The sequence below is a fragment of the Dactylosporangium salmoneum genome, assembly GCF_039532525.1.
Taxonomy (GTDB): domain Bacteria; phylum Actinomycetota; class Actinomycetes; order Mycobacteriales; family Micromonosporaceae; genus Dactylosporangium; species Dactylosporangium salmoneum.
Window position 1 is genome coordinate 68,135 of record NZ_BAAARV010000058.1, and the last position, 23,407, is coordinate 91,541.

General features: G+C 70.5%; 26 protein-coding genes, 1 tRNA gene and 1 pseudogene. 16 read left to right on the forward strand and 12 right to left on the reverse strand.

The genetic code is table 11. The features are described 5' to 3' along the window. On the reverse strand, window positions 1-1,539 hold a 1,539-nt coding region (locus ABD352_RS30315), incomplete at its 3' end, for a DEAD/DEAH box helicase (RefSeq protein ID WP_344615933.1). 308 nt (window positions 1,540-1,847) lie between these two features. Here ABD352_RS30315 and ABD352_RS30320 point away from each other — a divergent pair. Continuing rightward, complete coding sequence (locus ABD352_RS30320) at window positions 1,848-2,519, forward strand: ferritin-like fold-containing protein (protein WP_344615934.1); 672 nt, start codon at window positions 1,848-1,850, stop codon at window positions 2,517-2,519. Window positions 2,520-2,698: 179 nt separating this feature from the next. Here the strand turns inward: ABD352_RS30320 and ABD352_RS30325 are convergent, their stop codons facing one another. Both ABD352_RS30325 and ABD352_RS30330 read right to left on the reverse strand, forming a co-directional pair. Continuing rightward, window positions 2,699-2,932 carry a DUF3107 domain-containing protein gene (locus ABD352_RS30325; RefSeq protein ID WP_344615935.1) on the reverse strand — a complete coding sequence of 78 codons (234 nt, stop codon included), beginning with the start codon at window positions 2,930-2,932 and terminating at the stop codon, window positions 2,699-2,701. A gap of 53 nt (window positions 2,933-2,985) precedes the next feature. Continuing rightward, on the reverse strand, window positions 2,986-3,624 hold the full coding sequence (locus tag ABD352_RS30330) for a TetR/AcrR family transcriptional regulator (RefSeq protein ID WP_344616049.1): 639 nt from the start codon (window positions 3,622-3,624) through the stop codon (window positions 2,986-2,988). 89 nt (window positions 3,625-3,713) lie between these two features. Between ABD352_RS30330 and ABD352_RS30335 the strand changes: the two genes are divergently transcribed. The 5 genes from ABD352_RS30335 to ABD352_RS30355 are packed head-to-tail and all read left to right on the forward strand — an operon-like array spanning window position 3,714 to window position 9,952. After that, window positions 3,714-5,936 carry a hypothetical protein gene (locus ABD352_RS30335; RefSeq protein ID WP_344615936.1) on the forward strand — a complete coding sequence of 741 codons (2,223 nt, stop codon included), beginning with the start codon at window positions 3,714-3,716 and terminating at the stop codon, window positions 5,934-5,936. A gap of 48 nt (window positions 5,937-5,984) precedes the next feature. Further along, entirely contained in the window at window positions 5,985-7,025 is a 1,041-nt protein-coding gene (locus tag ABD352_RS30340; protein ID WP_344615937.1) for an alpha/beta fold hydrolase, read from the forward strand. Window positions 7,026-7,031: 6 nt separating this feature from the next. Continuing rightward, window positions 7,032-7,892 carry a DUF3152 domain-containing protein gene (locus tag ABD352_RS30345; protein ID WP_344615938.1) on the forward strand — a complete coding sequence of 287 codons (861 nt, stop codon included), beginning with the start codon at window positions 7,032-7,034 and terminating at the stop codon, window positions 7,890-7,892. 41 nt (window positions 7,893-7,933) lie between these two features. Further along, window positions 7,934-9,112, forward strand: a complete 1,179-nt coding sequence (moeZ, locus tag ABD352_RS30350; RefSeq protein WP_344615939.1) for an adenylyltransferase/sulfurtransferase MoeZ — start codon at window positions 7,934-7,936, stop codon at window positions 9,110-9,112. Window positions 9,113-9,154: 42 nt separating this feature from the next. Further along, window positions 9,155-9,952 (forward strand): prenyltransferase/squalene oxidase repeat-containing protein, encoded by a 798-nt coding sequence (locus ABD352_RS30355; RefSeq protein WP_344615940.1) that lies wholly within the window; start codon window positions 9,155-9,157, stop codon window positions 9,950-9,952. A gap of 43 nt (window positions 9,953-9,995) precedes the next feature. Here ABD352_RS30355 and ABD352_RS30360 read toward each other — a convergent pair whose 3' ends face one another. After that, window positions 9,996-10,490, reverse strand: coding sequence for a YajQ family cyclic di-GMP-binding protein (locus tag ABD352_RS30360; protein ID WP_344615941.1), 495 nt, complete (start codon window positions 10,488-10,490; stop codon window positions 9,996-9,998). A gap of 102 nt (window positions 10,491-10,592) precedes the next feature. Between ABD352_RS30360 and ABD352_RS30365 the strand changes: the two genes are divergently transcribed. Beyond that, window positions 10,593-10,673 (forward strand) — tRNA-Tyr (locus ABD352_RS30365). 71 nt (window positions 10,674-10,744) lie between these two features. Here the strand turns inward: ABD352_RS30365 and ABD352_RS30370 are convergent. From ABD352_RS30370 to ABD352_RS30380, 3 genes and pseudogenes are all read right to left on the reverse strand, one after another. Next, window positions 10,745-11,056: pseudogene (locus tag ABD352_RS30370) on the reverse strand (DUF2637 domain-containing protein); the annotation flags it as partial. Next, a complete protein-coding gene (locus tag ABD352_RS30375) occupies window positions 11,053-11,277 on the reverse strand; it encodes a hypothetical protein (protein ID WP_344615943.1) in 225 nt (74 codons plus the stop codon). The pseudogene ABD352_RS30370 and the gene ABD352_RS30375, both read right to left, overlap by 4 nt. 13 nt (window positions 11,278-11,290) lie before the next feature. Continuing rightward, window positions 11,291-11,530 carry a DUF6284 family protein gene (locus ABD352_RS30380; RefSeq protein ID WP_344615944.1) on the reverse strand — a complete coding sequence of 80 codons (240 nt, stop codon included), beginning with the start codon at window positions 11,528-11,530 and terminating at the stop codon, window positions 11,291-11,293. Window positions 11,531-12,159: 629 nt separating this feature from the next. On the opposite strand from ABD352_RS30380, the gene ABD352_RS30385 reads away from it, so the two are divergent. Beyond that, the gene (locus ABD352_RS30385) at window positions 12,160-12,852 is read left to right on the forward strand and encodes a hypothetical protein (RefSeq protein ID WP_344615945.1); all 693 of its coding nucleotides are present in this window, start codon (window positions 12,160-12,162) and stop codon (window positions 12,850-12,852) included. Between the two features lie 248 nt (window positions 12,853-13,100). Here the strand turns inward: ABD352_RS30385 and ABD352_RS30390 are convergent, their stop codons facing one another. Continuing rightward, a complete protein-coding gene (locus ABD352_RS30390) occupies window positions 13,101-13,289 on the reverse strand; it encodes a hypothetical protein (RefSeq protein WP_344615946.1) in 189 nt (62 codons plus the stop codon). Window positions 13,290-13,957: 668 nt separating this feature from the next. Here ABD352_RS30390 and ABD352_RS30395 point away from each other — a divergent pair. Then, window positions 13,958-14,176: a site-specific integrase gene (locus ABD352_RS30395; RefSeq protein ID WP_344615947.1), complete on the forward strand. Its 219-nt coding sequence runs from the start codon at window positions 13,958-13,960 to the stop codon at window positions 14,174-14,176. A gap of 71 nt (window positions 14,177-14,247) precedes the next feature. Beyond that, window positions 14,248-14,466: a hypothetical protein gene (locus ABD352_RS30400; protein WP_344615948.1), complete on the forward strand. Its 219-nt coding sequence runs from the start codon at window positions 14,248-14,250 to the stop codon at window positions 14,464-14,466. Window positions 14,467-14,731: 265 nt separating this feature from the next. Here the strand turns inward: ABD352_RS30400 and ABD352_RS30405 are convergent, their stop codons facing one another. Beyond that, a complete protein-coding gene (locus ABD352_RS30405; protein ID WP_344615949.1) occupies window positions 14,732-15,190 on the reverse strand; it encodes a hypothetical protein in 459 nt (152 codons plus the stop codon). A gap of 238 nt (window positions 15,191-15,428) precedes the next feature. Between ABD352_RS30405 and ABD352_RS30410 the strand changes: the two genes are divergently transcribed. The 5 genes from ABD352_RS30410 (at window position 15,429) to ABD352_RS30430 (ending at window position 19,169) form a co-directional block, all read left to right on the forward strand. Continuing rightward, window positions 15,429-15,731 carry a GNAT family N-acetyltransferase gene (locus ABD352_RS30410; RefSeq protein ID WP_344615950.1) on the forward strand — a complete coding sequence of 101 codons (303 nt, stop codon included), beginning with the start codon at window positions 15,429-15,431 and terminating at the stop codon, window positions 15,729-15,731. A gap of 203 nt (window positions 15,732-15,934) precedes the next feature. Further along, on the forward strand, window positions 15,935-17,053 hold the full coding sequence (locus ABD352_RS30415; protein ID WP_344615951.1) for a right-handed parallel beta-helix repeat-containing protein: 1,119 nt from the start codon (window positions 15,935-15,937) through the stop codon (window positions 17,051-17,053). A gap of 66 nt (window positions 17,054-17,119) precedes the next feature. After that, entirely contained in the window at window positions 17,120-17,629 is a 510-nt protein-coding gene (locus ABD352_RS30420; protein WP_425553692.1) for an NADH-quinone oxidoreductase subunit B, read from the forward strand. Next, a complete protein-coding gene (locus ABD352_RS30425; protein ID WP_344615953.1) occupies window positions 17,626-18,198 on the forward strand; it encodes an NADH-quinone oxidoreductase subunit C in 573 nt (190 codons plus the stop codon). Before ABD352_RS30420 ends, ABD352_RS30425 begins: the two co-directional genes overlap by 4 nt. Further along, entirely contained in the window at window positions 18,198-19,169 is a 972-nt protein-coding gene (locus ABD352_RS30430) for a complex I subunit 1/NuoH family protein (protein ID WP_344615954.1), read from the forward strand. Before ABD352_RS30425 ends, ABD352_RS30430 begins: the two co-directional genes overlap by 1 nt. Here the strand turns inward: ABD352_RS30430 and ABD352_RS30435 are convergent. Genes ABD352_RS30435 through proB form a run of 3 tightly spaced genes read right to left on the reverse strand, consistent with a single transcriptional unit; the run spans window position 19,135 to window position 23,008 of the window. After that, a complete protein-coding gene (locus ABD352_RS30435) occupies window positions 19,135-20,562 on the reverse strand; it encodes a pyridoxal phosphate-dependent decarboxylase family protein (protein ID WP_344615955.1) in 1,428 nt (475 codons plus the stop codon). The two genes, ABD352_RS30430 and ABD352_RS30435, sit on opposite strands and share 35 nt — an antisense overlap. Beyond that, window positions 20,559-21,899 carry an MFS transporter gene (locus ABD352_RS30440; RefSeq protein WP_344615956.1) on the reverse strand — a complete coding sequence of 447 codons (1,341 nt, stop codon included), beginning with the start codon at window positions 21,897-21,899 and terminating at the stop codon, window positions 20,559-20,561. The genes ABD352_RS30435 and ABD352_RS30440 overlap by 4 nt, the downstream gene beginning before the upstream one ends. A gap of 20 nt (window positions 21,900-21,919) precedes the next feature. Further along, window positions 21,920-23,008 (reverse strand): glutamate 5-kinase, encoded by a 1,089-nt coding sequence (proB, locus tag ABD352_RS30445; RefSeq protein WP_344615957.1) that lies wholly within the window; start codon window positions 23,006-23,008, stop codon window positions 21,920-21,922. Window positions 23,009-23,060: 52 nt separating this feature from the next. Here proB and ABD352_RS30450 point away from each other — a divergent pair, with 52 nt between their 5' ends. Next, complete coding sequence (locus tag ABD352_RS30450) at window positions 23,061-23,357, forward strand: MGMT family protein (protein ID WP_344615958.1); 297 nt, start codon at window positions 23,061-23,063, stop codon at window positions 23,355-23,357. Window positions 23,358-23,407 lie beyond the last annotated feature (50 nt).

Below are 23,407 nucleotides of genomic sequence, written 5' to 3' on the forward strand. Positions count from 1 at the left end.
GCGGCGCGGCGCGGCGGCCGCCTCCTCGCCGACGCCCGCGGCCGACTCGGGCAGCGTGGCCTCGGCCTGCGTGGCGGTCGACTCGGCGTGCTCGGCCGCGTCGACCTCGCCCCGCCGCCGGCGCCGCCGCTGACGCCGCGGCTCGCTCGACTCGGCGGTGTCCGGCGCGGACGACGAAGGCGCCGACGATCGTCCCCGGGAGCGCGAACGCCCCCGCCCACGCGGCTTGCCCTCGATGTCCTCGAGCTTCTCGGCGGACAGCCCGGCCCGCTTGCGGTCGGCCGTCGGCAGGGAGCCCGTGGTGCCCTCGGGGATGTCGATGTCGGTCAGCAGGTGCGCCGACGTGTGGTACGTCTCCGGAGGCTCCGGCAGGTCCATGCCCAGGCTCTTGTCGATGATCCGCCAGCGGGGCATGTCCTCCCAGTCCACGAACGTCACCGCGACGCCGGTGGCGCCGGCCCGGCCGGTGCGGCCGATGCGGTGGGTGTACGTGTCCGGGTCCTCCGGGCAGTCGTAGTTGATGACGTGCGTGACGCCGGAGACGTCGAGGCCACGGGCGGCGACGTCGGTGGCGACGAGCACGTCGATCTTGCCCGCCCGGAAGGCGCGCAGGGCCCGCTCGCGGGCGCCCTGGCCAAGGTCGCCGTGGACGGCGGCGGCCGCGAACCCGCGGAAGTCGAGGTCCTCGGCGACGCGGTCGGCGGCCCGCTTGGTACGGCAGAAGATCATGGTCAGGCCGCGGTCGGTCGCCTGCAGCACCCGGGCCACGATCTCGATCTTGTTGAGCGGGTGGGTGCGGTACACGAACTGCTTCGTCAGCGGCGACGGGCCCGTGTTGGCGTCGTGGTGCGCGTGGATCGTCATCGGCTGGCGCAGGAACCGCCGGGCCAGCGTCACGATCGGGTCGGGCATCGTCGCCGAGAAGAGCATCGTCTGGCGCTCCTCGGGCAGCAGCGTGAGGATGCGCTCGACGTCGTCGAGGAACCCGAGGTCGAGCATCCGGTCGGCCTCGTCGAGGACCAGCGCGCGCACCGCGTGCAGCCGCAGGTGCTTGCCCTTGGCCAGGTCCAGCAGGCGGCCGGGCGTGCCGACCACGAGCTCGACGCCGTTGCGCAGCGCCTCGATCTGCGGCTCGTACGCGACCCCGCCGTACAGCGGCAGGACCCGCACGCCGCGGGTCTTGCCGGCGGCGGCGATGTCGCGGGCCACCTGCAGGCCCAGCTCGCGGGTCGGCACCACGACGAGCGCCTGGGGCAGCCCGTCGGCGCCCTCGCCGGGCGCGGTGACCCGGTCGAGCAGCGGCACGCCGAAGCCGAGGGTCTTGCCGGTGCCGGTCGGCGCCTGGCCGATCAGGTCGGTGCCGCGCAGCGCGATCGGCACGGCGTATTCCTGGATGGCGAAGGCGCGGGTGATGCCGACCGCCGCGAGCGCGGCCACGGTCTCGGGCCGGGCGCCGAGGTCGGCGAAGGAGGGGCTGTCGTCGCGTACGGGAGCGCGGGAGGCCACCGTCTCGGCGGCCTCAGTGTTGTCGATTGTCATGTTTTGCCGGGGTGTCTCTCTCGCGGGAGCGCCCCTGAAGTGCCGGGTGCGCTCAATCGGTATACGGCGCGGGCCACACGCAACCGGTTGACGGTTCAGGGTCCGACTCGATCGGCGTCCGCCTTGATCGGCTTCCGTCCGGTCGGCTCCGGCCGCAACGGTCGCGGGCTACAAGCGCCGGTTTGCCAGGGCTAGGGTCCGCCCAGGGCTATTTGGGCCATTGTACCGACACGCCGGCGGATCCGCGCACGACACTGCGCGACACTGCGCACCACCCGCCGGGTGATCCGGCGAGGTACTGTGCCGACGTGTCCGATGTCACCCCGGCCGACCAGATCGGCGCCGAACCGCCCCAGGAGGCGGTCGTCGACCTGCTGGGCATGCTCGCCTACGGCGAGCTGGTCGCCTTCGACCGCATGGCCGCCGACGCCCGTCTGGCCCCTGACCTGCGCCGCCGTGCAGTGCTCAGCGAGATGGCGGCCCGTGAGATCACCAACTACCGCCGCCTGGCCGACCGCCTGCACGAGCTCGGCGCCGACCCCGAGGCCGCCATGCGGCCCTACGTGCGGGCCGTGTCGGACTACCACGAGCAGACCGAGCCCAACGACTGGCTGGAGGGTCTGACCAAGGCCTACGTCGGCGACGGCATCGCCGACGACTTCACCCGCGAGGTCGCCGCCGTCCTCGTCGCCCCCGACCGGGACCTTATCCTCGACGTACTGCACGACTCGGTGCACGCCGACTTCGCCGCCGACGAGCTGCGGGCCGCGATCGCCCTCGATCCGAAGGTGGCCAACCGCCTGTCGATGTGGGCCCGCCGCCTGGTCGGCGAGGGCATCTCCCAGGCCCTGCGGGTGGCCGGGGAGCGCCCGTCCCTGGCCGCCCTGCTCGCCATCCACGGCGCCGACTTCCAGGCCCTGCTCAGGCGCCTGACCTCGGCCCATACGGCCCGCATGAGCGCCGTGGGCCTGAACAACTAGCGGGCTTTTGTACCGAAATGTCGGGCGCTGGCGCGCCGCGACATTTCGGACTTATAACCTGACGGGGCATAAATCCGATAAGTCGTGGCGCGCCAGCGCCCGACTTATCGGGACAAAGTGGGGCTGAAGGCATGAAAAAGGGCCCCCAACCCGGGGGCCCCTTCGGTTGCCGCGAAACCTCAGCGAGCCGCGGAGAACCCGACCGGCCGCGGCGAGGACTCGGCGATCTCCACGTAGGCCAGCTTGCCGACGGGCACGATCACCCGGCGACCCTTGTCGTCGACCAGGGACAGAACACCTTTATCGCCACCGTTGATCGCGTCGGTGACCGCAGACTCGACCTCGGCCGGCGACTGGTTGCTCTCCAGCACCAGCTCCCGAGGCGCGTACTGCACGCCGATCTTGACCTCCACGTCATCCTCCTAAATCGGGCGCACACACCCAGTGTGTCTGAAGATTAACGCGATCAGGCGTGTTCGCCGTGCAGGGGGAAGCTCGCGATCCCTCGCCACGACAGCGCGGTCAGCAGACTCTCCGCTTCGGCCTTCTCGACCTGCCGGCCGCCGGCCAGCCAGAACCGGGCCGCGATCTCGGCCGCCCCGACCAGGCCGGAGGCGAGCAGTTCGGCGCGGGCGCGGCTGACGCCGGTGTCCGCCATGATCGTGTCGGTGATGGCGGCGATGCAGCCGGTCTCGACGCGGTCCACGCGCTCGCGCACGGCCGGGTCGTTGCGCAGGTCGGACTCGAAGACCAGCCGGAACGCTTCGCTCTCGTGGTCGATGAAGTCGAAGTAGGCCTGGATGGCGCCGCGCACCCGATCCTTGTTGTCGGTCGTCGCCTCCATCGCCGAGCGCACCCGGGACACCATGGCCTCACAGTGCGTGTCGAGCAGGGCGAGGTACAGCTCGAGCTTGCCCGGGAAGTGCTGGTACAACACCGGCTTGGACACACCGGCACGCTCGGCGATGTCGTCCATCGCCGCCGCGTGGTAGCCCTGTGCCACGAAGACCTGCTGCGCCGCGGCGAGCAGTTGCTTGCGCCGTGCCGACCGGGGCAGCCGCACGGGCCTGCCGGCCGACTGCGTGCCGCTCATCGCCGAGGTCATGTTCACCATCCGGATTTGGGTCGAGATTGCAACTTACCCCCTTTCCAGCCACACGGTAGCCTCACCTAGGGGCGACGGAGGAGCGTGCGGTGGACGAAACGGGGCAAGCGGGTAGCCCGGACGCGGCTGGCGCGTACCCTGGCACGGGCCCGGGCCTGAACCGAGGTCGGGCGCCGCGCCCGGAATCGCAGGTCAACGGGGCTACCGGACCCAGCGACGACGCCCTCGAGGCGATCGTCTCCGCCTGGCGCGAGCCGCCCACCGGCGCGATCGCCGGCCGGGCCGTCGTCAATGGAAACGGCAACGGCGTCAATGGAAATGGCATCAACGGCAACGGGATCAACGGCAACGGCGGATCACGCGGGCGTGCCGAAGTGCGCAGTCCGTATTCCGACATGCTGGCCCCGATGAGCCCGCCGGTCTCGGCGCCGCCACCGCCCCAGCCGCCGACCTCGACGCTGCACTACGGCCACTACGGACCGGACGGGCAGGGCTGGCCCACGTCCAGCCAGACCGGCGAGTCCAAGAGCGTCCCGGCCGCGCCGCCGCCGGGCACCGTCTACGGTGCGCTGTCGGTCGAGAACTCGGGCGAGACGCGCCGTCCGGTGTCCGGGCAGCCCGCCTTCGAGGCCGCGCCGCCGCAGCGGCCTTATGACCAGCAGCCGTACGAGTACGAGCAGCCCCAGTACGAGCAGGCGCCCTCCGCCCTCGACCGGGTCGCCGAGCAGCAGCAGGCCGGGCAGTCCGAGTGGGGCTACAGGTACCGCCAGTACCAGCAGGGCCAGCAGCAGTTCCACCAGGAGCAGCAGTACCAGCAGGAACAGCAGTTCCACCAGGAACAGCAGTACCAGCAGCAGGAGCAGCAGTACCAGCCCTACCCGCAGGAGCAGCCGGTCTACCAGCAGGAACAGCCGGCCTACCAGCAGGAACAGCCGGCCTACCAGCAGGAACAGCCGGCTTACTCGCAGGAGCAGCCCGCCTACTCGCAGGAGCAGCCGGTCTACCAGCCGCAGGGCCCCGCCTACCAGCAGGAGCAGCGGCCCTACCAGCCCGAGCAGCGGCACTGGGCCCCCGAGCCGGCGCAGCCCGAGTTCGACTGGGCCTCCCCGACGCACTCGCCCGTCCAGCACGAGCCCGAGGTGCCGCGGCCGGCCACCGTACCGCTGCCGGAGCCCACCCCGCCCCAGCCGCAGCCCGTCCCGGCCCAGCGCATGCCGGAGAACGATCCGCTGGTCGGCCCCCTGCCACCGGTCCTGCTCGGCTCGGCCGCCGCGATGGCGCCCGCCGAGCCCGTCATGCCGACCTTCGCCGACGACATGCCGCAGCCGGAGTACGACCCGCTCGAACTGCCCCAGCGCGTGCCGTCCGAGCCGGACGTGCCGCCGGTGCCCGCGGTCGAGCCGCAGCCCGTGGCGGTCGGCGCCCCCGAGCTCACCCGGATCACCAACAAGCTGCGCGAGGACGAGGACGGCGGGCCGGAGAGCCCCGACGACCGCCCCGACGGCTTCGACGTGCAGAGCGTGCTGCGGGCGGTGCAGACCGTCTCCGGCGTGCACCGGGCGACCCTGCGCCAGAACGCCGACGGCCTGCACACGCTGCGCCTGGAGCTGGCCGACGAGGCCGACGCCGGGCAGGTCAGCCGGATCGTCGCGCGGATGCTCAACGACACCATGGGGCTGTCGGCCGAGCAGAACCCGCTGCTGCCCGACGAGGTGGCGCCCGCGCCGGCGCCGGCCGACGAGTCGGTCTCGACCGTGACGCCACCCCGCCCGCCGGCGCGGCCGCACAGCGCCCTGCCCGGGTACGGCCGCGAGGCCCGCCGCCGGCGCCCGGTCAGCACCGGTGCGCGCCGGCCCACCGAGCCCAAGGCGCCCGCGCTGACCCCCAACCCGGGCGCGATCGTCTCGCCGCGGGTCGTCATCGAGTCGGTCGACGTCAACACGCAGGGCATCGACGCCACCGTCGAGGTGCGCCTGACCGCCGACAACCAGCCGGCCATCGGCGTGGCCAGCGGGCCCAACTTCGACGGCTACATGCTGAAGCTGGCCGCCCTGGCCGCCGCCTCCGCCATCGACCAGCTGCTCGTCGACTCCGACGCCAGCATCCGGGCGCGCTGCTACATCGAGCACGCCGCCGTGGTCGCCCTCGGCGGGTGCGAGGTGGCGGTCGTCGTGCTGCTCCTGATGTACGACGGCTTCGTGGAACAGCTGACCGGCTCCGCGGTGGTGTCGGGCGATGGCGACTCCCGCCAGGCCGTGGTGCGCGCGACGATGGCGGCGGTGAACCGGCGATTGGAAGCATTGCTGCCGTAACCGTGACAAGATCGCGTGGAGTTCGCCCAGCCGGGGCACACTTGGGTCATGAAGCGCGCGTCTCTTGTCCCAGAGTTCACCGTCCCGACACCTGAGCAACTGCCGGAGCGGTGGCCGGGGCGAGAGGTCGAGCTCGACGGATCGGTCGCGTTCGTCCGCGACACCCCGTCCGGCCGCCCCGGTGCCGAGCCCGCGCTCTACATCCACGGCCTCGGCGGCTCGTCGACCAACTGGACCGACCTGGCCGGCATCCTCGCCGCCCGCACCGACGGGGTGGCGCTGGACGGGCAGGCCATCGACCTGCCCGGCTTCGGCTACAGCGGCCGCGCCCGCAGCTACAGCCTCGACGCGATGGCCAACCACATCATCCGCTGGATCGAGCACAGCGACCGCGGCCCGGTCCACCTGCTCGGCAACTCGATGGGCGGCGCCGCGAGCGTCAAGGCGGCCGCGAAGCGCCCCGACCTGGTCCGCACGCTGACGCTGATCTCGCCGGCGATGCCGTTCCTCGACCCGCGCCGCTCCCTGCAGGGGCGGGTCGTGCCGTTCCTGCTGCTGCCCAACGTGACGCGACTGGTGGGGCGCCGAATGGCGGCGATGGACCCCGAGGAGCTCGCCGCCATGGTGATCGACTCCTGCTACGCCGACCCGACCCGCTACCCCGAACAGCGGCGGCTGGAGGCGATCGAGGAGGCGCGCCTGCGCCATCAGGTGCCGTGGTACGCCGAGGCCTACGTCGGCAGCCTCCGAGGCCTGGTCAGCAGCTTCCTGCGGGCGTACCTGCCGGGTGAGGGCTCCATCTGGCGGTCCGCCGCCCGGATCACCGCGCCGACCCTGGTCATCGCCGGGCGGCAGGACAAGCTCGTGGACATCCGCACCGCGCCGCAGGTCGCCCGGCTGATCCCGGACAGCCGGCTGATGATGCTCGAGGGCGTCGGCCACGTCGCCCAGATGGAGGTGCCCCGCTCGGTCGCCCGCGCGGTCTTCGGCCTGCTGGACGAGGTCGGCGCGGCGGGCGAGCCGTCGGTTGCGGTACAGGTGCAGGGGACGGTCCGGTCGCGCGTCGCGAGGGTGCGCATGGCAAGCTGAGCGTCGATGGTGAGTCGGCTGATCAGCGACCGCCGGCGGGAGCCGGAGCCACTGCCGAGCGACCTCACGGCCGCTCGCGACATGGTGCGGGCCGCCCGCCACCGCCGTCGCGAGGAGGCCCGCCGCCGCCGGTACACGGTGGCCGGCGTGATGGCGTCCGCCGGGCTCGTCGCGATCCTCGGCATGGGCCGCCAGATGCTCTTCGCCGACGACGCGGCGCCGGCCGCCGCGCCCACGCACAGCGAGACGCCGATGCTGGCCCCGCCGTCGCAGCCGGCCAGCCCGCCGCCGGAGGCCGGGCCGGCCAAGGGCGACGGGACGTTCGCCTACGCCACCACCGCCGGGCCGATCGCCGGGGCGGCGGGGGCGCTGAAGAAGTACCGCGTGGCCGTCGAGAACGGCGCCGGGCAGCAGGCCGACGCGTTCGCCGCCGCGGTCGAGAAGACCTACGCCGACCCGCGCGGGTGGACCGCCGGCGGCGACCTGCGGCTGCAGCGGGTGGCGGGGGACGGCGCCGCGGACTTCACGGTGTTCCTGGCCACGCCCACCACCTCCGAGGCGATGTGCGCGACGGCCGGGCTGCACACCGACGGGTACACCTCCTGCCGCGTCACCGGCAAGGTCATCATCAACCTCGCCCGCTGGCTGACCGCGATTCCCGAGTACGGCGCGCCGGTGGCCGACTACCAGACGTACGTCATCAATCACGAAACCGGCCACGAGCTCGGCGGGGGCCACGAGGCCTGCCCCGGGGAGGGGCAGCCGGCGCCGGTCATGATGCAGCAGACCTACGGGCTCAAGGGCTGCGTGGCGAACTCCTGGCCCTACGTGGACGGCAAGCGGTACACCGGACCCAAAGTGCCGTAGCTCACTCGGGTTTGGCACCCCGGCGCGGCAGAATGAGAACCATGTCGTTGCCTCCTCTGGTCGAGCCTGCCGCCGACCTGTCGGTGGACGAGGTCCGCCGCTATTCGCGCCATCTGATCATTCCCGACGTCGGGGTGGCCGGGCAGAAACGACTCAAGAACGCCAAGGTGCTGTGTGTGGGCGCGGGCGGCCTCGGGTCCCCGGCCCTGCTCTACCTGGCGGCCGCGGGCGTCGGCACGCTCGGCATCGTCGAGTTCGACACCGTGGACGAGTCCAACCTGCAGCGCCAGGTCATCCACGGCCAGTCGGACATCGGCCGGCCGAAGGCGGAGTCGGCCCGCGACTCGGTGCTCGAGATCAACCCGTTGATCAACGTCGTGCTGCACAACGAGGCGCTCAGCAACGACAACGTCATGGAGATCTTCGCGCAGTACGACCTCATCATCGACGGCACCGACAACTTCGCGACGCGCTACATGGTCAACGACGCCGCGGTGCTGCTCGGCAAGCCCTACGTGTGGGGTTCGATCTACCGCTTCGACGGCCAGGCGTCAGTCTTCTGGGCCGAGCACGGCCCCTGCTACCGCTGCCTCTACCCCGAGCCGCCCCCGCCCGGCATGGTCCCCTCCTGCGCCGAGGGCGGCGTGCTCGGCGTCCTGTGCGCGTCGATCGGCGCGATCCAGGTCACCGAGGCGATCAAGCTCCTCACCGGCGTCGGCGAGACGCTGCTGGGCCGCCTGATGGTGTACGACGCCCTGGAGATGTCGTACCGCAAGATCAAGCTGCGCAAGGACCCGAACTGCGCGATCTGCGGCGAGAACCCCACCGTCACGGGGCTCATCGACTACGACGACTTCTGCGGCGCGGTCTCCGACGAGGCCCAGGCCGCCGCGATCGGTTCCACGATCACGGCGACCGAGCTCAAGGAGTGGCAGGACTCCGGCAAGCCGATCGAGCTCATCGACGTGCGCGAGCCGGCCGAGTGGGAGATCGTCCGGGTCCCCGGCGCGCGGCTCGTGCCGAAGGGCGAGATCCTCAACGGAAACGCCCTCTCGGGCCTTCCTCAGGACAAGCAGATCGTTCTGTACTGCAAGAGCGGCGTCCGCTCGGCCGAGGCGCTCGCCGCCGTCAAGGCCGCCGGCTTCAAGGACGCCGTGCACGTGCAGGGCGGGGTGGTTTCCTGGGTGAAGACCATCGACCCCTCACTGCCGGTCTACTAGCGGATCACCCGGGCGAGGCGGGCAGGCGGTACGGTACGCCCCATGGTGGACCTTGACGCCGCGATCGGCTACGTCGTCGCCCATGGCGATGCCGTGGACCGCGCCCGCCTCGCCTGGCTGCGCACCGGCCAGACGCCGCCGCCCGACCTCCTCGAAAAGGCCGAGGTCGGGCAGGCGTCGACGGGTGGCTGGCCGGCGTACTGGGGCGCCCACGTGGCCTCGGTCGACGCCACCTGCTTCCGCCTCGCGGAGCTGGACGACCTCGGCGCCATCGACCGCCCGGCCGCCCGCAAGGCCCTGCGCTGGCTCGGCGAGAGCCAGCGCCCCGACGGCATGTGGGAAGAGGACGAGTCCCTGGCCGGCGTCGCCCCGCCGTGGGCCCAGCCGGGCGACGACGAGGCCCGCCTGTTCCTCACCACCAACGCCGCCTTCTGGCTGGTCGTCGGCGGCCCGGCCCCCGGCGACGAGGACGAGCACGCGGCCCGCATCGCGAGGGCGGCGGAGGCCTTCAGGGCGTCGCTGCGGCCCGATGGGTCGTGGCCCTCGTTCCTGGTGACCGGGTGGCTGGGCTGTGCCGTCCTGTACCACCTGGGGTGGTTCTACGAGTCAGCCCAGATCCAGGTGGCCCTGGCCGACCGTGTCCCCGGCATGACCGCCGCCGACACCGCCGGGCTCTTCGCCTCCCTGCGCCGCGTGGGCCTGTCGGCGGACGACTGGCTCCTGAACACCGCCCGCCGCCGCCTGTCGGAAACCCAGCGCAGCGACGGCGGCTGGAACAGCGACGACGGCGACCAGTTCAACGTCCACACCACCCTGACCGCCATCCGCGCCCTGCGCTGAACGTGGCCCCAGCCTTTCGGTTGGGGCCCGTGTGGCGGTCGTCTCAGCGGTAGTTGGTGAACTGCAGGGCGATGCCGAAGTCCTCCTGCTTGAGCAGGTTGATGACGGCCTGCAGGTCGTCCTTCTTCTTGCCGGTCACCCGCAGCTGGTCGCCCTGGATCTGGGCCTGGACGCCCTTCGGGCCCTCGTCGCGGATCTTCTTCGAGATCGCCTTGGCCTTGTCCGACTCGATCCCCTGCACGATCCGTGCGTCGATCTTGTAGGTCTTGCCCGACGCCCGGGGCTCGCCCGCGTCGAGCGACTTGAGCGAGATGTTCCGCTTGACCAGCTTCTCCTTGAAGACCTCGAGCGCGGCCACCACCCGCTCCTCGGTCTCAGCCTGGAGCGCGACCGTCTCCTCCCCGGCCCACTTGATCTCAGCCCCGGTCCCGCGGAAGTCGAACCGCTGCGCGAGCTCCTTCTCGGCCTGGTTGAGCGCGTTGTCGACCTCCTGCCGGTCGACCTTGCTGACGATGTCGAACGAGGGTGCCGAAGCCATGGCGGACGCCTCCTGCTTGCTACCTGGATACACGGTTGTGGGCGTGCAGAGGGTACCCGTTTGCATTGCCCCCGGGTCCTACCGCTATTCTGGCTTCCGCCAGGCGGGTTGCCCGAGCGGCCAATGGGAGCGGACTGTAAATCCGTCGCGAAAGCTACAGAGGTTCGAATCCTCTACCCGCCACCGGCAAGGCTAAAGGGCCTGTCACCAGGGAAAACTCCGGTGACAGGCCCTTCGCGTTGGTCCCACTGGGTGAGGTATGGCGCGAGGCCCTGCTCCCCGTACCGGGCGGCGCCGCCGGCCATGTGCGTATAGGACACCCACGCGGCGATGCCAGCGATGCATGCCGTGGCGGTCAGGCGCACGGCGGCGAGCGAACGGCGGTGGACCGGTACCCGCGAGATCAGCTCGACGGTGAGCAGCAACGCCAGGGGCGGCCACGCGGAGATGGCCTGCGAGACCGGGTTCGGTTCGGCGTGCAGGATGTTCGCGGCGACGGAGGTGGCGACGCCCAGGACCAGGGCGCCGCGCACGCCCCATCGCACGCGGACCAGGTGTTCGGTCACTTGCCACCGCCGAGGGAGTCGCCGATGGCGGTCATGCCCGAGCGCACGCCATCCACAAGTGCGTGTGACGGCTTGGCGAGGACGCCGTTGGACGCGGCGACGACCATGCCGAGCAGGAACGCGGACACCGCGGCGACGGCGATCCGGCCGCGGGTGCGCCGGTCGACGAAGAGCGTGGCGAGCAGGCGGAGCAGGATCAGGGAGAAGATGCCGAGGCTCATGTCGGGCCTCCTTTCAGGCAACGGGGTCGAGGGCCTCGGTGATGCGGCGGCACACGAGCGCGGCGGCCTCGCGCAGGACGCGCCGCTCAGCGCCGTGCAGTTGGTGCCAGTCGCGCAAGGTCGGCTGCGGGTCGGCGGTGAGGACTCGGATCTCGGCGGCGACGAGCGACATCTCTGCCTCGATGAGCGGCCATTCGCATTGGATCGCGCGGAGTTCCGCGGGCGTGGGGCCGTCTGAGGGGGTGGGGTTCATGGCCTTCCTTTACAACTCGACGTTGTATTCGGTACGAGCAAAATACAACTTGACGTTGTATTCGAGCAAGCATGCAAGCCCGCTTGGCCAACAGAGCGCTGTAGTGTTGGCCAACGATGAGCGAGGAGTTGCCCGCGGACTGGTGGACGACCGATGACGTCCTGGCCTACCTGCGTTCAGTCGGCGCGCCAATCAGCCGCGTGACGTGGGCGGCCTACGTGTCGCGCGGCCAGGCCCCGGCCCCTGATCGGATGTTCGGCCGTTCGCCGGCGTGGCGGCCGGCCGTCGTGCGGGAGTGGCAAGCCTCCCGACCCCGACGCGGTTCCATCGATGCCTCACCTCCCCCCGATGGCTCGTCTTCCTGAAGACAAGTCAACCGGGAATCCGGCGCGCCGCCGATGAGCCAAGCCACCATTGTCGATGCAGTTGCGATGCAGCATTAGTGCACCTGGCCCAAGCGAAGCGGCGCCACCTACGCCTGGACGTCAAAGTCCACGGCCGGCAGCCGGTCTCCGTCAGCCACCACCGATGAGCGAACGCTTTATGACCATTCGGTTGCTGTCGATCCGGCTCTCCACACCTCACCCTGGGAACGATGGGCAACATGGGCCGTTTTACGTGGAGACGACGTGGCGGAAAGGACTGAGGCTCAACGTGCCTCGTCAATTTATCTAACCTTTGAAACGCAGGATCCGACAGGGGAGTTCAATCTCGCGCAAGGAACATACGTTCTGCAATCCCTACAAATCATTTACGATACGGGCCTTTGGGTGTTCGACACTCCTTCCCAGTTTTCGACACTCATCGACGTTAAAACTCCGAAGATACGACTGCACAGCGGCTCGCTTGTCGTCGAGCTCTTCTCGTCAGTCCTTCACAACGGTTGGGTGTATGCATCCCTTGCCTTCGTTGGCTTTGTGATCAAGCGCGGCCCCCAGATTGCTCGATGGCCCGGAGAGGTGCGGCGCGCCTGGTTCGAATCCAACGCCGCCGCAGATGTAGCGAAGATCGAACGAAGGAGACGCGTGCTTCAGGCGGAGTACGGCCTGCTGAACACTATCGATGGATATCGCGCGCGAGGAGTGTCGGTCACCGACGTCAGCGGAGCGTTGGTCGACGCATCGCACGGCACGGATCGGTCAGATTCCAGGCCAGGTGCCGGCATCCAGGCGGGACGACACCGGTTTGAAGTCCTACGTGGGCTTGAATCTGGAAAAGAGCTATGGAGCCCAATCGATAGCCGACTTATTGACGGGCAACCACAAGAGCAGGAATTCGCGCATGACGAGGACGGGGATCCACGCGACCGGGGCAACTATTAGTGCCATCTACTTCCCAAGAGCGACCGCAGGAGAAAGAGTGCGGATGTCATTTGACTTGAATAACCGATAATCAGGTTCCCCGGACGCGGCACGGGCGACGGATCGTCGCTTAGGATTTTGTGCGACGCCCGTCGCCACGTACGCCAAAGAACCTCCGCTCCCGGCATGGAGGTTGTTTGCGTTAAAGCGACCGCCAGTTGTTTAGAGCACCGCTGGAGGCATGGGCGCCGGGATTCGCGTCGATGCGCCTACGCAGCAGCAAGAGCGCGTAGCGCCTCGTCGAGGCTGTCGCGCAGCCTACGCATGACCGCCTTGTCGAGAAACGCGATTGCTGGCGCCTCGCCGGCCGCGTGGTACGCCATCTCCACCCCGGCCGCCTCGCCGCGCTGCGTCACCACCAGCACGAGGCCACCCTCCTTCCAGTGCAACTCCCCCACGCAGCGAGCACGCTGCAGCCACGAGCGGCGCTGTGCTCGCCTCGGACCGGCCGTTCCCGTTCCAGCTCGACACCGGGTCGCTGCTGGGCCGGTAGTGCCGGGTACGGCGGTCGTCTTGTCCTCTGCCCTTCACCGGATGGGTGGCAGTTCGGACAACGTACTGCGGAGCGTCTGAGGCCTCGTGGTTCGCCGCGCCGGCCGATGCCGGCGCTTGCGCCGCCAGCAGGCCGAGCGCGGGCGGCGTTCCTGAAGTTGGCACCCCTCCCCCCGGCTCCGTAGCGCAGTGCCGGCTCGTCGTGCGCAGAAGCCGGAGATCGCGCAGGCGATCGACCGGCGGGTGGTGGCGAACCCAGACCAAGTCGCCTTACTGCTCGACGGCATCCGAAGTTTCGGCAAACGGGCCGAGCGGGTGGCCGCCTTCTTGGCGGTGCTCGCTGAGACAGCACCACACGTCGGGTCGCACTGGACGAACGACGGCGCGGCACACGAGCGGCGAGGGCTGAAGCACCGGGCGCGGTCGGAGACTCGGCCTGTTCCGCTACCGCCGCAGCTCGTCGCGATGTTGCGCCACCACGTAGAGACGTTCGGAGTGACCGAGGATGGCCGGCTCTTCCGGGAGCATCCATGGCGGGCCACTGTCGTCCTCGATCTGCAGCCGGTGGTGGCAGATGGCGCGGATCAAGGCGCTGAGTCCCGAACAGGTCGCCTCGCCGCTGGCTCGTCGGCCGTATGGCCTACGCAATGCGGCGGCGTCGCTCTGGCTGAATGCCGGTGTGCCGCCAACGGAGATCGCCCGCCGCCTGGGCCACGGCGTCGCGGTCCTGCTGAACGTGTACGCCAACTGCGTCGACGTCATCAATGCCAAGATCACAGGAGCGTTGGGGTAATTCATCTTGCTGTTGAGGTTGCATGCTTCGGCCAGACTCAATGCGTGCGCTCGTCCCGTCAGGATCGGTCAGTGAGCCTCGTTCGGTCCGCGAGGCCGATCATGATGGCTATCGGCGCCGCGGCAGCGGCAGCGGCCGGTTTCGGCGATAGGCCGACGAGCTTCCAGCTGTGGATGCTGGCCATTGCGGCGCTGATCACTGGAGCAACGGTGCTGTTTCCCTCGGAGACCCTTTCAAAAAAAACCTCGCGCATTCCGCCAGCGGAACGCCGGGCCGTGGGTACTTGCTAATGAACCCAGGTTCTAGAGGCTGAAGGAGCCCTGGGCAGACCGTGGGCGGCGATCCCGCGAGCGACAACGGGACCTTGCAAACACCTGGTCGGGCGTGAATAGAAGCCAGATTTGTCGGCACTCTGTAAATCCGTCGCGAGAGCTACAGAGGTTCGAATCCTCTACCCGCCACCGGCAAGGTTACAGGGCCTGTCACCAGGGGAAACTCCGGTGACAGGCCCCTAGTGTCGGTCCCGCCGGTCCGGCCGACCTTCGGTTGCTCGAGCTACTCGGCGATGCTCATCGTCCAGACGATCCGCCCGTCGTCCGGTGTGATGGTGACCTTGATAGGCCCGGTCTGGGTGATCTCGATTTCGTTGCCGTAGGGCACGACTTCGGTGTCGGAGCACGTAAACGGCAGCGCCGCGATGCCCTCGATGTCGACGACCAGCTTGCCGCCCAGGCAGTAGAACAGCACGTAGAGCTTTCCGGGCTCGGCGGCGACCTGCGTGCCGTACGCGCCGGAGCGCGGCTGCACGGTCGCCAGGGTCTTCAGATTGGCCGGCACGGGCGGGGGTGCGGTCAGTACCGGCGGCGAAGCGGAGGGGCGCGGGGCCGACGATGCAGAGCCCGACGCTCGTGTGCCAGGAGCCTTCTGCATGGAGGTGCATCCGCCGAGCATCACGGCGACCGTCACGCAGCCGGCGGAGATTTGTACAAACCTGGATCGCACGAAGGCCGTCATTGCGCAAATATTAGGCTTCGACCATGGTGGATTGGGTACGCCTTCAACTGGACGTGGACGGGTTCAACGAAGAGGACTTCGAGCCGTATCTGCGGAGGGCGTGCGAGTCAGGCATCGGGTTCACGACGTTCGTCGAGCTCGGCGACACGGCTGAGCACCGCCGGGCGTTGTACGAACTCAACAAGACGTGCTCGGCCGATATCCCGCAACGGGGAGCGTTCTTTGCTACGACGAGTACGTGGCGAAGCGCATCGAGGTGCCGAGCTTCCACCCGGGCGGAGTCGTCCTCGCGGTTCGCGATGGCGAGTGGATCGGGATGTCCGCGACGTCGTTGCACCCGGCGGAGGGATATGCGTTCAACGAGATGACCGGCGTGCTCGCGCCGTATCGCGGCCAAGGTCTGTCGCTGGCGCTGAAACTCCTCGGCATCCGCCTCGTCCGCTCGTCGGGCTACCGGCGGGTCATGACGATGCACCACCCGCTCAACGCGTCCGCGATCGCGATGAACCGCCGCCTCGGCTTCGTTGACCAAGAACGGTAAGAGCTATTAAGTACGCCGGACGGCGCCCGCGTGACGGCGTGGAGACGGGTCAGCAGGTGGTGACCGGTTGCGTCAGATATGCAAGGCGGCGCTCGCAAATGGCCGGGATGGGCGAAGTGCGCAGCGGGACACCACGCAAACACGTTCGTCGATAGCCTCTGGATCAATAGTTCGCCCTCTGTCGATCCAGAAGGACGTGACTCATGCGCAACCAGTCCCGCTTGGCCCGGCACGTTCTCGTCGCCGTGGCCGTCGGAATCGGGCTCGCCGCGGCCCCCGCCACCCAGGCCCTCGCCAACCCCGCGTGTGGCTCCGTGATCACCAGTAGCGTCACGCTCACCAGCGATCTCAACTGCACCGGCAATGCGCTCATCGTGGGGGCGGCCGGGATCACCGTGGACCTCGGCGGGTACAACGTCATCGGCACCGGGACGGGCACCGGCGTGCAGGTCGGCTCGTACGCCAACGACGTGACCGTCACCAACGGTGGCATCAGCGGGTTCGCCACCGGGGTGTTCGTCACCGCCTCCAAGCGCGCGATCCTCAGCAACCTCGCCGTGCAGAACGGCGTCGGGATCAAGGTGCAGAACGGCAACGACACCCACGTGAACGGCGGCAGCGTCACCTCCGGCTCGGTGCAGGTGGCGCTCAGCACCGGCGTGCAGTTCAACGGTGTCGCGCTCGACCATGCGCCGCTCACCGCCACCTCGTCCAACTCGTTCCTGTTCGACCTCGGGTCGGCGACCGACGGGAGCGTCTCGATCAGCCAGTCCAACACGGTGAAGCTGACCAACAGCACGTTCACCCGGGCGCCGATCGCGTACTCGTCGACGTCGCAGGGCGGGCTGTTCCAGAACGACACCATCCAGGGCGCCGGCGTGGGGCTCGTGATCGACCCGACCGGGTTCGGGGCGCAGATCCTCGGCAACACGTTCAGCGGCAACGGGATCGGGGTGAAGACCAGGGTCAGCGACCTGGCCACGATCACCGGGACGAACATCTCCGGGAACAACTTCACCGGCAACACCGCGGCCGGCGTGCTGTTCGAGGTGTCGGCGACGACGAGCACCTCGGTGGCGACCGTGTCGGGCAACACGTTCGACGGCAACGGGTTCACGGGCGGGGTCAGCGACCGGCTCGGGCGGCCGGTGGCCGACGGGCTGCACTTCGCCACGGTCAGCGGGGCGAAGGTCACGGTGAAGAACAACACCGCCCTGAACAACGCCAGCTACGGGGTCTTCGCCGACGCCGGGTCGGTCATCGACGGCGGCGGCAACACCTCTACCGGCGACCCCAGCGGATGCGCCGGCGTGACCTGCTGAGAGCAACGGTCGAGGGCGGGCGAACGGGTCGTCGCCCGCCCTCGGTTCCACGAGTAGGCTGTGGCCATGTCGGGAGTGCTGGGCGAGCCGATCAAGTTCGTGCTCAACTGGGGGCGCCGATACTCCCTGTGGGTGTTCAACTTCGGGCTGGCCTGCTGCGCGATCGAGTTCATCGCCACGTCCATGGGTCGCCACGACTTCATGCGCCTGGGCGTCATCCCCTTTGCGCACGGTCCCCGCCAGGCCGACCTCATGGTCGTCTCCGGCACCGTGACCGACAAGATGGCCCCGGCCATCAAGCGCCTCTACGACCAGATGCCCGAGCCGAAGTACGTCATCAGCTTCGGCGCCTGCAGCAACTGCGGCGGGCCGTACTGGGACTCCTACTCGGTGACCAAGGGCGTGGACCAGCTCATCCCCGTCGACGTCTACGTCCCCGGCTGCCCGCCGCGCCCCGAGGCGCTGCTGCACGGCATCATGCGGCTGCAGGAGAAGATCGCGGGGGAGCAGGCCGGGCTGGGCGGCACCCCGCGGCCCGACGTGAAGGCCCTGACCGCGCCGCCGGTGCGGCCGTGACCCCGGCCGAGATCGGCGCCCGGCTCGTCGAGCTTCTGGGCGCGGGGGAGGCCTCCGAGAGCGGCGGCGGCAAGTTCGCCCGGGCCACGGTCGACGTGCCGGCCGAGCGCTGGGTCGACGCGATGGAGCAGGCGAAGACCGGGCTGGGCTGCGACTTCTTCGACTGGCTCTCCGCCGTCGACGAGCTGCCCGGCGGGTTCCTGATCGTGGCCCACCTCTGGTCGACCGAGCGCAAGCACGGCGTGCTGGTGCGGGCCGAGCTGCCGCGCTCCGCGCCCGCGATCGCGTCCATCACGAGGACGTTCCCCGGTGCGGCCTGGCACGAGCGCGAGACCCACGAGATGTTCGGCATCGGCTTCACCGGCCACCCCGGGCTCGACCCGCTGCTGCTCCCGCCGGAGTTCGAGGGCCACCCACTGCGCAAGGAGTTCGTGCTGGCCTCGCGCGTGGCCAAGCCGTGGCCCGGGGCCAAGGAGCCGGGGGAGAGCGAGCACGCGGTCGCCAAGCGCGCGCCGATGCGCCCGCCGGGCGTGCCCGACCCCGACGAGTGGCCGGGGAGGCGCGGCTGATGCCGATCTGGCTGGATGTGGCGATCCGCGTCCTGGCGGTCGTCGTGGCCTTCCTCACCCTGCCGCTGATCGTCGGCCAGGCCGAGCACAAGGTCATGGCGCACATGCAGGGGCGGCTCGGGCCGATGTACGCCGGCGCCTTCCACGGCTGGGCCCAGCTCGTCGCCGACGGCGTCAAGTTCGTGCAGAAGGAGGACATCACCCCGCGCTCGGCCGACCGGGCGGTCTTCCGGCTGGCCCCGGTGATCGCGCTGCTGCCATACCTGGTGGTACTGCTGGTGATCCCGCTCGGCCCACACGGGCTGGTCGCCCAGAAGCTCGACATCGGGCTGTTCTTCGTGCTCGCGGTGGTCGGCGTCGGGGTGGTCGCGGTGCTGATGGCCGCCTGGAGCAGCGCCAACAAGTACGCGCTGCTCGGCGGCCTGCGCGCGGCGGCCCAGCTGCTCGGCTACGAGCTGCCGTTCATCCTCTCGGCGCTGTCGGTCGCGATGGCCGCCGGCACGCTGTCGCTGTCCGGGATCGTCGAGGCCTGGCGGCCCTGGTGGCTGCTCTGGCAGCTGCCGGCGATGCTGATCTTCTTCACCGCCGGCCTGGCCGAGATCCGCCGCCCGCCGTTCGACATGCCGATCGCCGACTCCGAGCTGGTCTTCGGCTACATGACCGAGTACACCGGCCTGCGCTTCGCGTTCTTCCTGCTCGCCGAGTACGTCGGCATCGTGGTCATCGCCGCGCTCACCACGGTGCTGTTCCTCGGCGGCTGGAAGGGCCCCTTCGGCCTGGACGCCCAGCTCGGGTGGGCCTGGACGCTGATCAAGGTGTTCGCGGTGTCGTTCGTGGTGATCTGGGTGCGGGTCAGCTACCCCCGGCTGCGCGAGGACCAGTTGCAGCGGCTGTGCTGGCTGGTCCTGGTCCCCGGCGCGCTGGGTCAGCTCGTGCTCACGGCCGCCGTGAAGGTCGCTGCAGGAGACTGAGAAAAGCCACGAGAAGCTGCTCTCGTACGGCGGGAGGCGCCGCGTTCAGCAGCGCATTGACGGGGGCCATGCGCTCCGGCAGCGCCCCGCCGGCGCCGAGCCCGAGCGCACCGGCGAGCTGCTCGACGGGTGCGGCGCCCAGCAGGTCCAGGATCCCCGGCGGCAGCTCGACCGGGCCGTGCTCGCGCGCGGCGGCGACGGCGGCGGCGAGGTCAGCCTCGAACTCCTCCACCCGCGGGGCCACGGCCGCGGTCACGGTCAGGTGCACCGAGGGCGGGATGTCGCCGTGGCGGAACTGCGGCTGCGTGTGCCAGCCCCGCGCGGCCAGCTCGTCGGCCAGCACGAAGAGGTCGATCGTCGAGGACATGAAGGCGACGACGGTCGACTCCCGCGGTACGACCGCGAAGTCCTGGACCTTGGCAACGGCCTCGGCGATCGCCGTGGCGGCGTCCCGCGTGCGGGCGGCCAGCGCGAGGTAGCCGTCGTCGCCGATGTGGCGCAGCGTCGCCCAGGCCGCGGCGATCGGACCGCCGCTGCGGGTGGACGAGATGACCGGGTTGACCATGGTGTACCCCGGCCAGTCCGCGTACCCGAAGTACTGCGCGGCGCGGAGGGACTCGTCGCGGTGCAGCAGGATGGAGACGCCCTTCGGCGCGTACGCATATTTGTGCAGATCCACCGAGATGCTGGTGACCCCGGGCACGGACAGGTCGAACGGCGGGATCGGCTCGCCCAGCCGGCGCAGGTACGGCAGCGTCCACCCGCCGAAGCACGCGTCCACGTGGCAGCGCACGCCCGCGGCCGCGGCCGCCGCGGCGATCGGCTCCACCGGGTCGATCAGCCCGTGGGCGTACGACGGCGCGGAACAGGCGACGAGCACCGTCTCCGGGGTGATCGCCGCGGCCACCGCCGCCGGGTCGACCCGCAGCGTCGCCGGGTCGACGGGCACGGTGTCGAGCTTCACCCGCAGGTAGGACGCCGCCTTGGCCAGGGCCGCGTGCGCGGTGACCGGCATGACCAGGCGCGGCGCGGCGATGTCGGGGCGGGCATCGCGGGCCGCCTTCACCGCGAGGATGAGCGACTCGGTGCCGCCGCTGGTCACGCTGCCGACCGTGCCCTGGTCGCCGCCGAGGACCTGCGCGGCCGCGCCGACGAGGTCGTTCTCCATCGCCAGCAGCGACGGGAAGGCGGTCGGGTCGAGCCCGTTGACGTGCGCGGACATCGCGTGCGCGGCCGCCGCGAGCTCGTCGAGCCCGGCCAGGCCCGGGTCGTACACGTAGGCGAATAGCCGCCCGCCGTGCGTCGGCAGGTCGCCGCCGCGCATGGCCCGCAGCTCCGCCAGGACCTCCTCGGCCGGGACCCCGTGCTCCGGCAGTGCACCCATGCGGCTCATCCCTCCTGGTTCGTCGCCATCTGCGCTTCGTCCAACCGGTGTCGCGCCAGTCGCGCTTCGTCCAGGTCGTAGCCTCGCAGAGTGACGAGCGCCAATGCGACCACCACCGCCGGTACGACGGTGAAGCCGAGCAGCACGCCGAGGCGCGCGGTATCGGTCTGCGCGGCGGCCGAGCCGGAGTCGCTGGAGACGTACCCGAAGGCCGCCAGCAGCAGCGCGAACACGCCGGGGCCCAGGGCCAGGCCGAGCGTCTCGCCGGCGGTCCACAGCCCGGTGAACACGCCCGCCTGCCGCCGGCCGGTGCGCTGCGCGTCGTAGGCGATGCAGTCCGGCAGCATGGCCAGGCCGAAGACCTGCTGGCCGGCGTAGCCGACGCCGACCAGCCCGGTGAGCACGTACACCACGGCGGCGGGCAGGACCGGGGCCAGCGCGATGAGCAGCGCGGCGGCGGCGAAGACCAGCGAGGCCAGCACGTACGCGCGCAGCTTGCCCAGCCGGGCGCCGATCCGCGACCACAGCGGCATGACCAGCAGGGCCGGGCCGACGAAGCAGGCGAAGAGCACGGTGGCGCCCGTGTCGGGGTCCTTCAGGATCTGGGTGGCGAAGTAGCTGACCCCGGCGAGCATGGTGCCGATCCCGGCGGCCTGGACGACGAAGCAGATCAGCAGCCGGGTGAAGGCGCCGTTCTCCCGCGCGGTGCGCAGCTGGCGGGCCAGGCTCGGCTCGCTCTCCATGACCCGGCCGGTGGGGGCGCCCGCGGTGCCGAGGAAGGATCCCGCGGTACCGAGGAGAATCAGGACGGCGACGAAGACCCCCATGGCCCGATGGCCCGGGATCCCGCCGCCAAACTGCTTGGTCACCAGCGGCGCGACGGCGCCGGAGACCAGGATGGCCACCGCCAGGAGCGCCACCCGCCAGGTCATCAGCCTGGTCCGCTCGGCGTAGTCGTCGGTCATCTCGGCCGGCATGGCCACGTACGGCACCTGGTAGAAGGCGTACGCGGTGGCGGTGGCGAGGAAGACCAGCGCGACGTACAGCCCGCTGCGCACCGGGGCGGCGAAGATCGCGGCGAAGAGCAGGGCGACCGCGAGGCCCCCGCCGAGCAGGTACGGGCGGCGGGCTCCCCAGCGGGTCCGCGTGCGGTCGGAGATCCGCCCCGCGACCGGGTTGATCAGCACGTCCCAGGCCTTCGGCGCGAGCACCAGGACCCCGGCCAGGCCGGCCGCCACGCCGAGGGTGTCGGTCAGGTAGGGCAGCAGCAGGAGCCCCGGCACGGTGCCGAAGGCGCCCGTGACGAGCGAGCCCAGGGCGTAGCCGATGCGCACGCGACGATGCATGGCTTTTTGTACAGCAGGATCTACAGCAGGACCAGATCGTCGCGGTGCACGACCTCGCGGCCGTACCCGGGGCCCAGCTCGTTGGTGGACCGGCCCAGCAGCGCCGGCAGCTCCTCGGCGTCGTAGTTGACCAGGCCGCGGGCCACCGGGACGCCGCCGACGTCGACCAGGTCGACCGGGTCGCCGGCGGCGAAGCGCCCGTCGACCGCGGTGATGCCGGCCGCCAGCAGCGAGGCGTGGCCGCCGACCACGGCCCGCACCGCGCCCGGGTCGAGGTGCAGTCGGCCGCGCGGGCTGGTGGCGTGGGCGAGCCAGAAGAGCCGCGCCTGGGGCCGCTTGCGCTGGCGGTGGAAGAGCGTGCCGACCTCGAGGCCGCCGAGCACGGCCCCGGCGCTCGGGGCGTTGGACAGCACGACCGGGATGCCGCTGGTGGTGGCGATCCGCGCGGCCTCGACCTTGGTGACCATGCCCCCGGTGCCGACCCCGGCCTTGCCCGGCCTGCGGATGTCGATGCCCTCCAGGTCCTCGAAGCGCCGCACGTCGTGGATCGGCTCCGAGGTCGGCAGGGACGGGTCGCCGGTGTACAGCCCGTCCACGTCGGACAGCAGCACGAGCAGGTCGGCGTGGACGAGCGCGGCGACCAGGGCGGCCAGCCGGTCGTTGTCGCCGAACCGGATCTCCTGCGTGGCCACGGTGTCGTTCTCGTTGACGATCGGGATGGCCTTCAGGTCCAGCAGGCGGCGCAGCGTGCGGTACGCGTTGCGGTAGTGCACCCGCCGGGTCACGTCGTCCACGGTCAGCAGCACCTGGCCGACCACCCGGCCGTGGCGCGCGAAGGCGTCGTTGTACGCGCGCATGAGCAGCCCCTGCCCCACGCTCGCCGCCGCCTGCTGGGTGGCCAGGTCCCGCGGCCGCCTCGGCAGCCCGAGCGGGGCCAGCCCGGCCGCGATCGCACCCGACGAGACCAGCACGACCTCGGCCGGCGTGGCGGCGAGCGCCTCGACCAGCGCGTCGACGCGGCTCTCGTCGAGCCCTCCGTCTGCGGTGGTCAGCGACGACGACCCGACCTTGACAACGATGCGTCGAGCCTCGGTGACCTGTTCGCGCACGCCGACTATCTTGCCGCGTGCCCCGCGCCGCAGCGCGGTAGGTTCCCATATCGTGGCCGACGAGGACTATGCAGAGATGGTGCTCACACTTGTGGAGCGCATTCCGCCAGGTCGCGTGATGTCGTACGGCGCGATCGCCGAATTCCTGCAGCGCGGCGGCCCTCGTCAGGTGGGGGCGGTGATGGCCCACTACGGGGGTGGGGTGCCGTGGCACCGGGTGGTTGCGGCCAATGGGCGGCTGGTCCCGGGGCACGAGGCGGAGGCGCTGCGGCGGCATCGGTCGGAGGGGACCCCGTTGCGCGGCGAGAAGGTGGACATGCGCTCGGCGGCGTGGTGGCCGCCGGAGTAGGCGTCGTTGGATCACGAAAAGTCGGGCACTCCGTGCCGCGACTTTTCTGA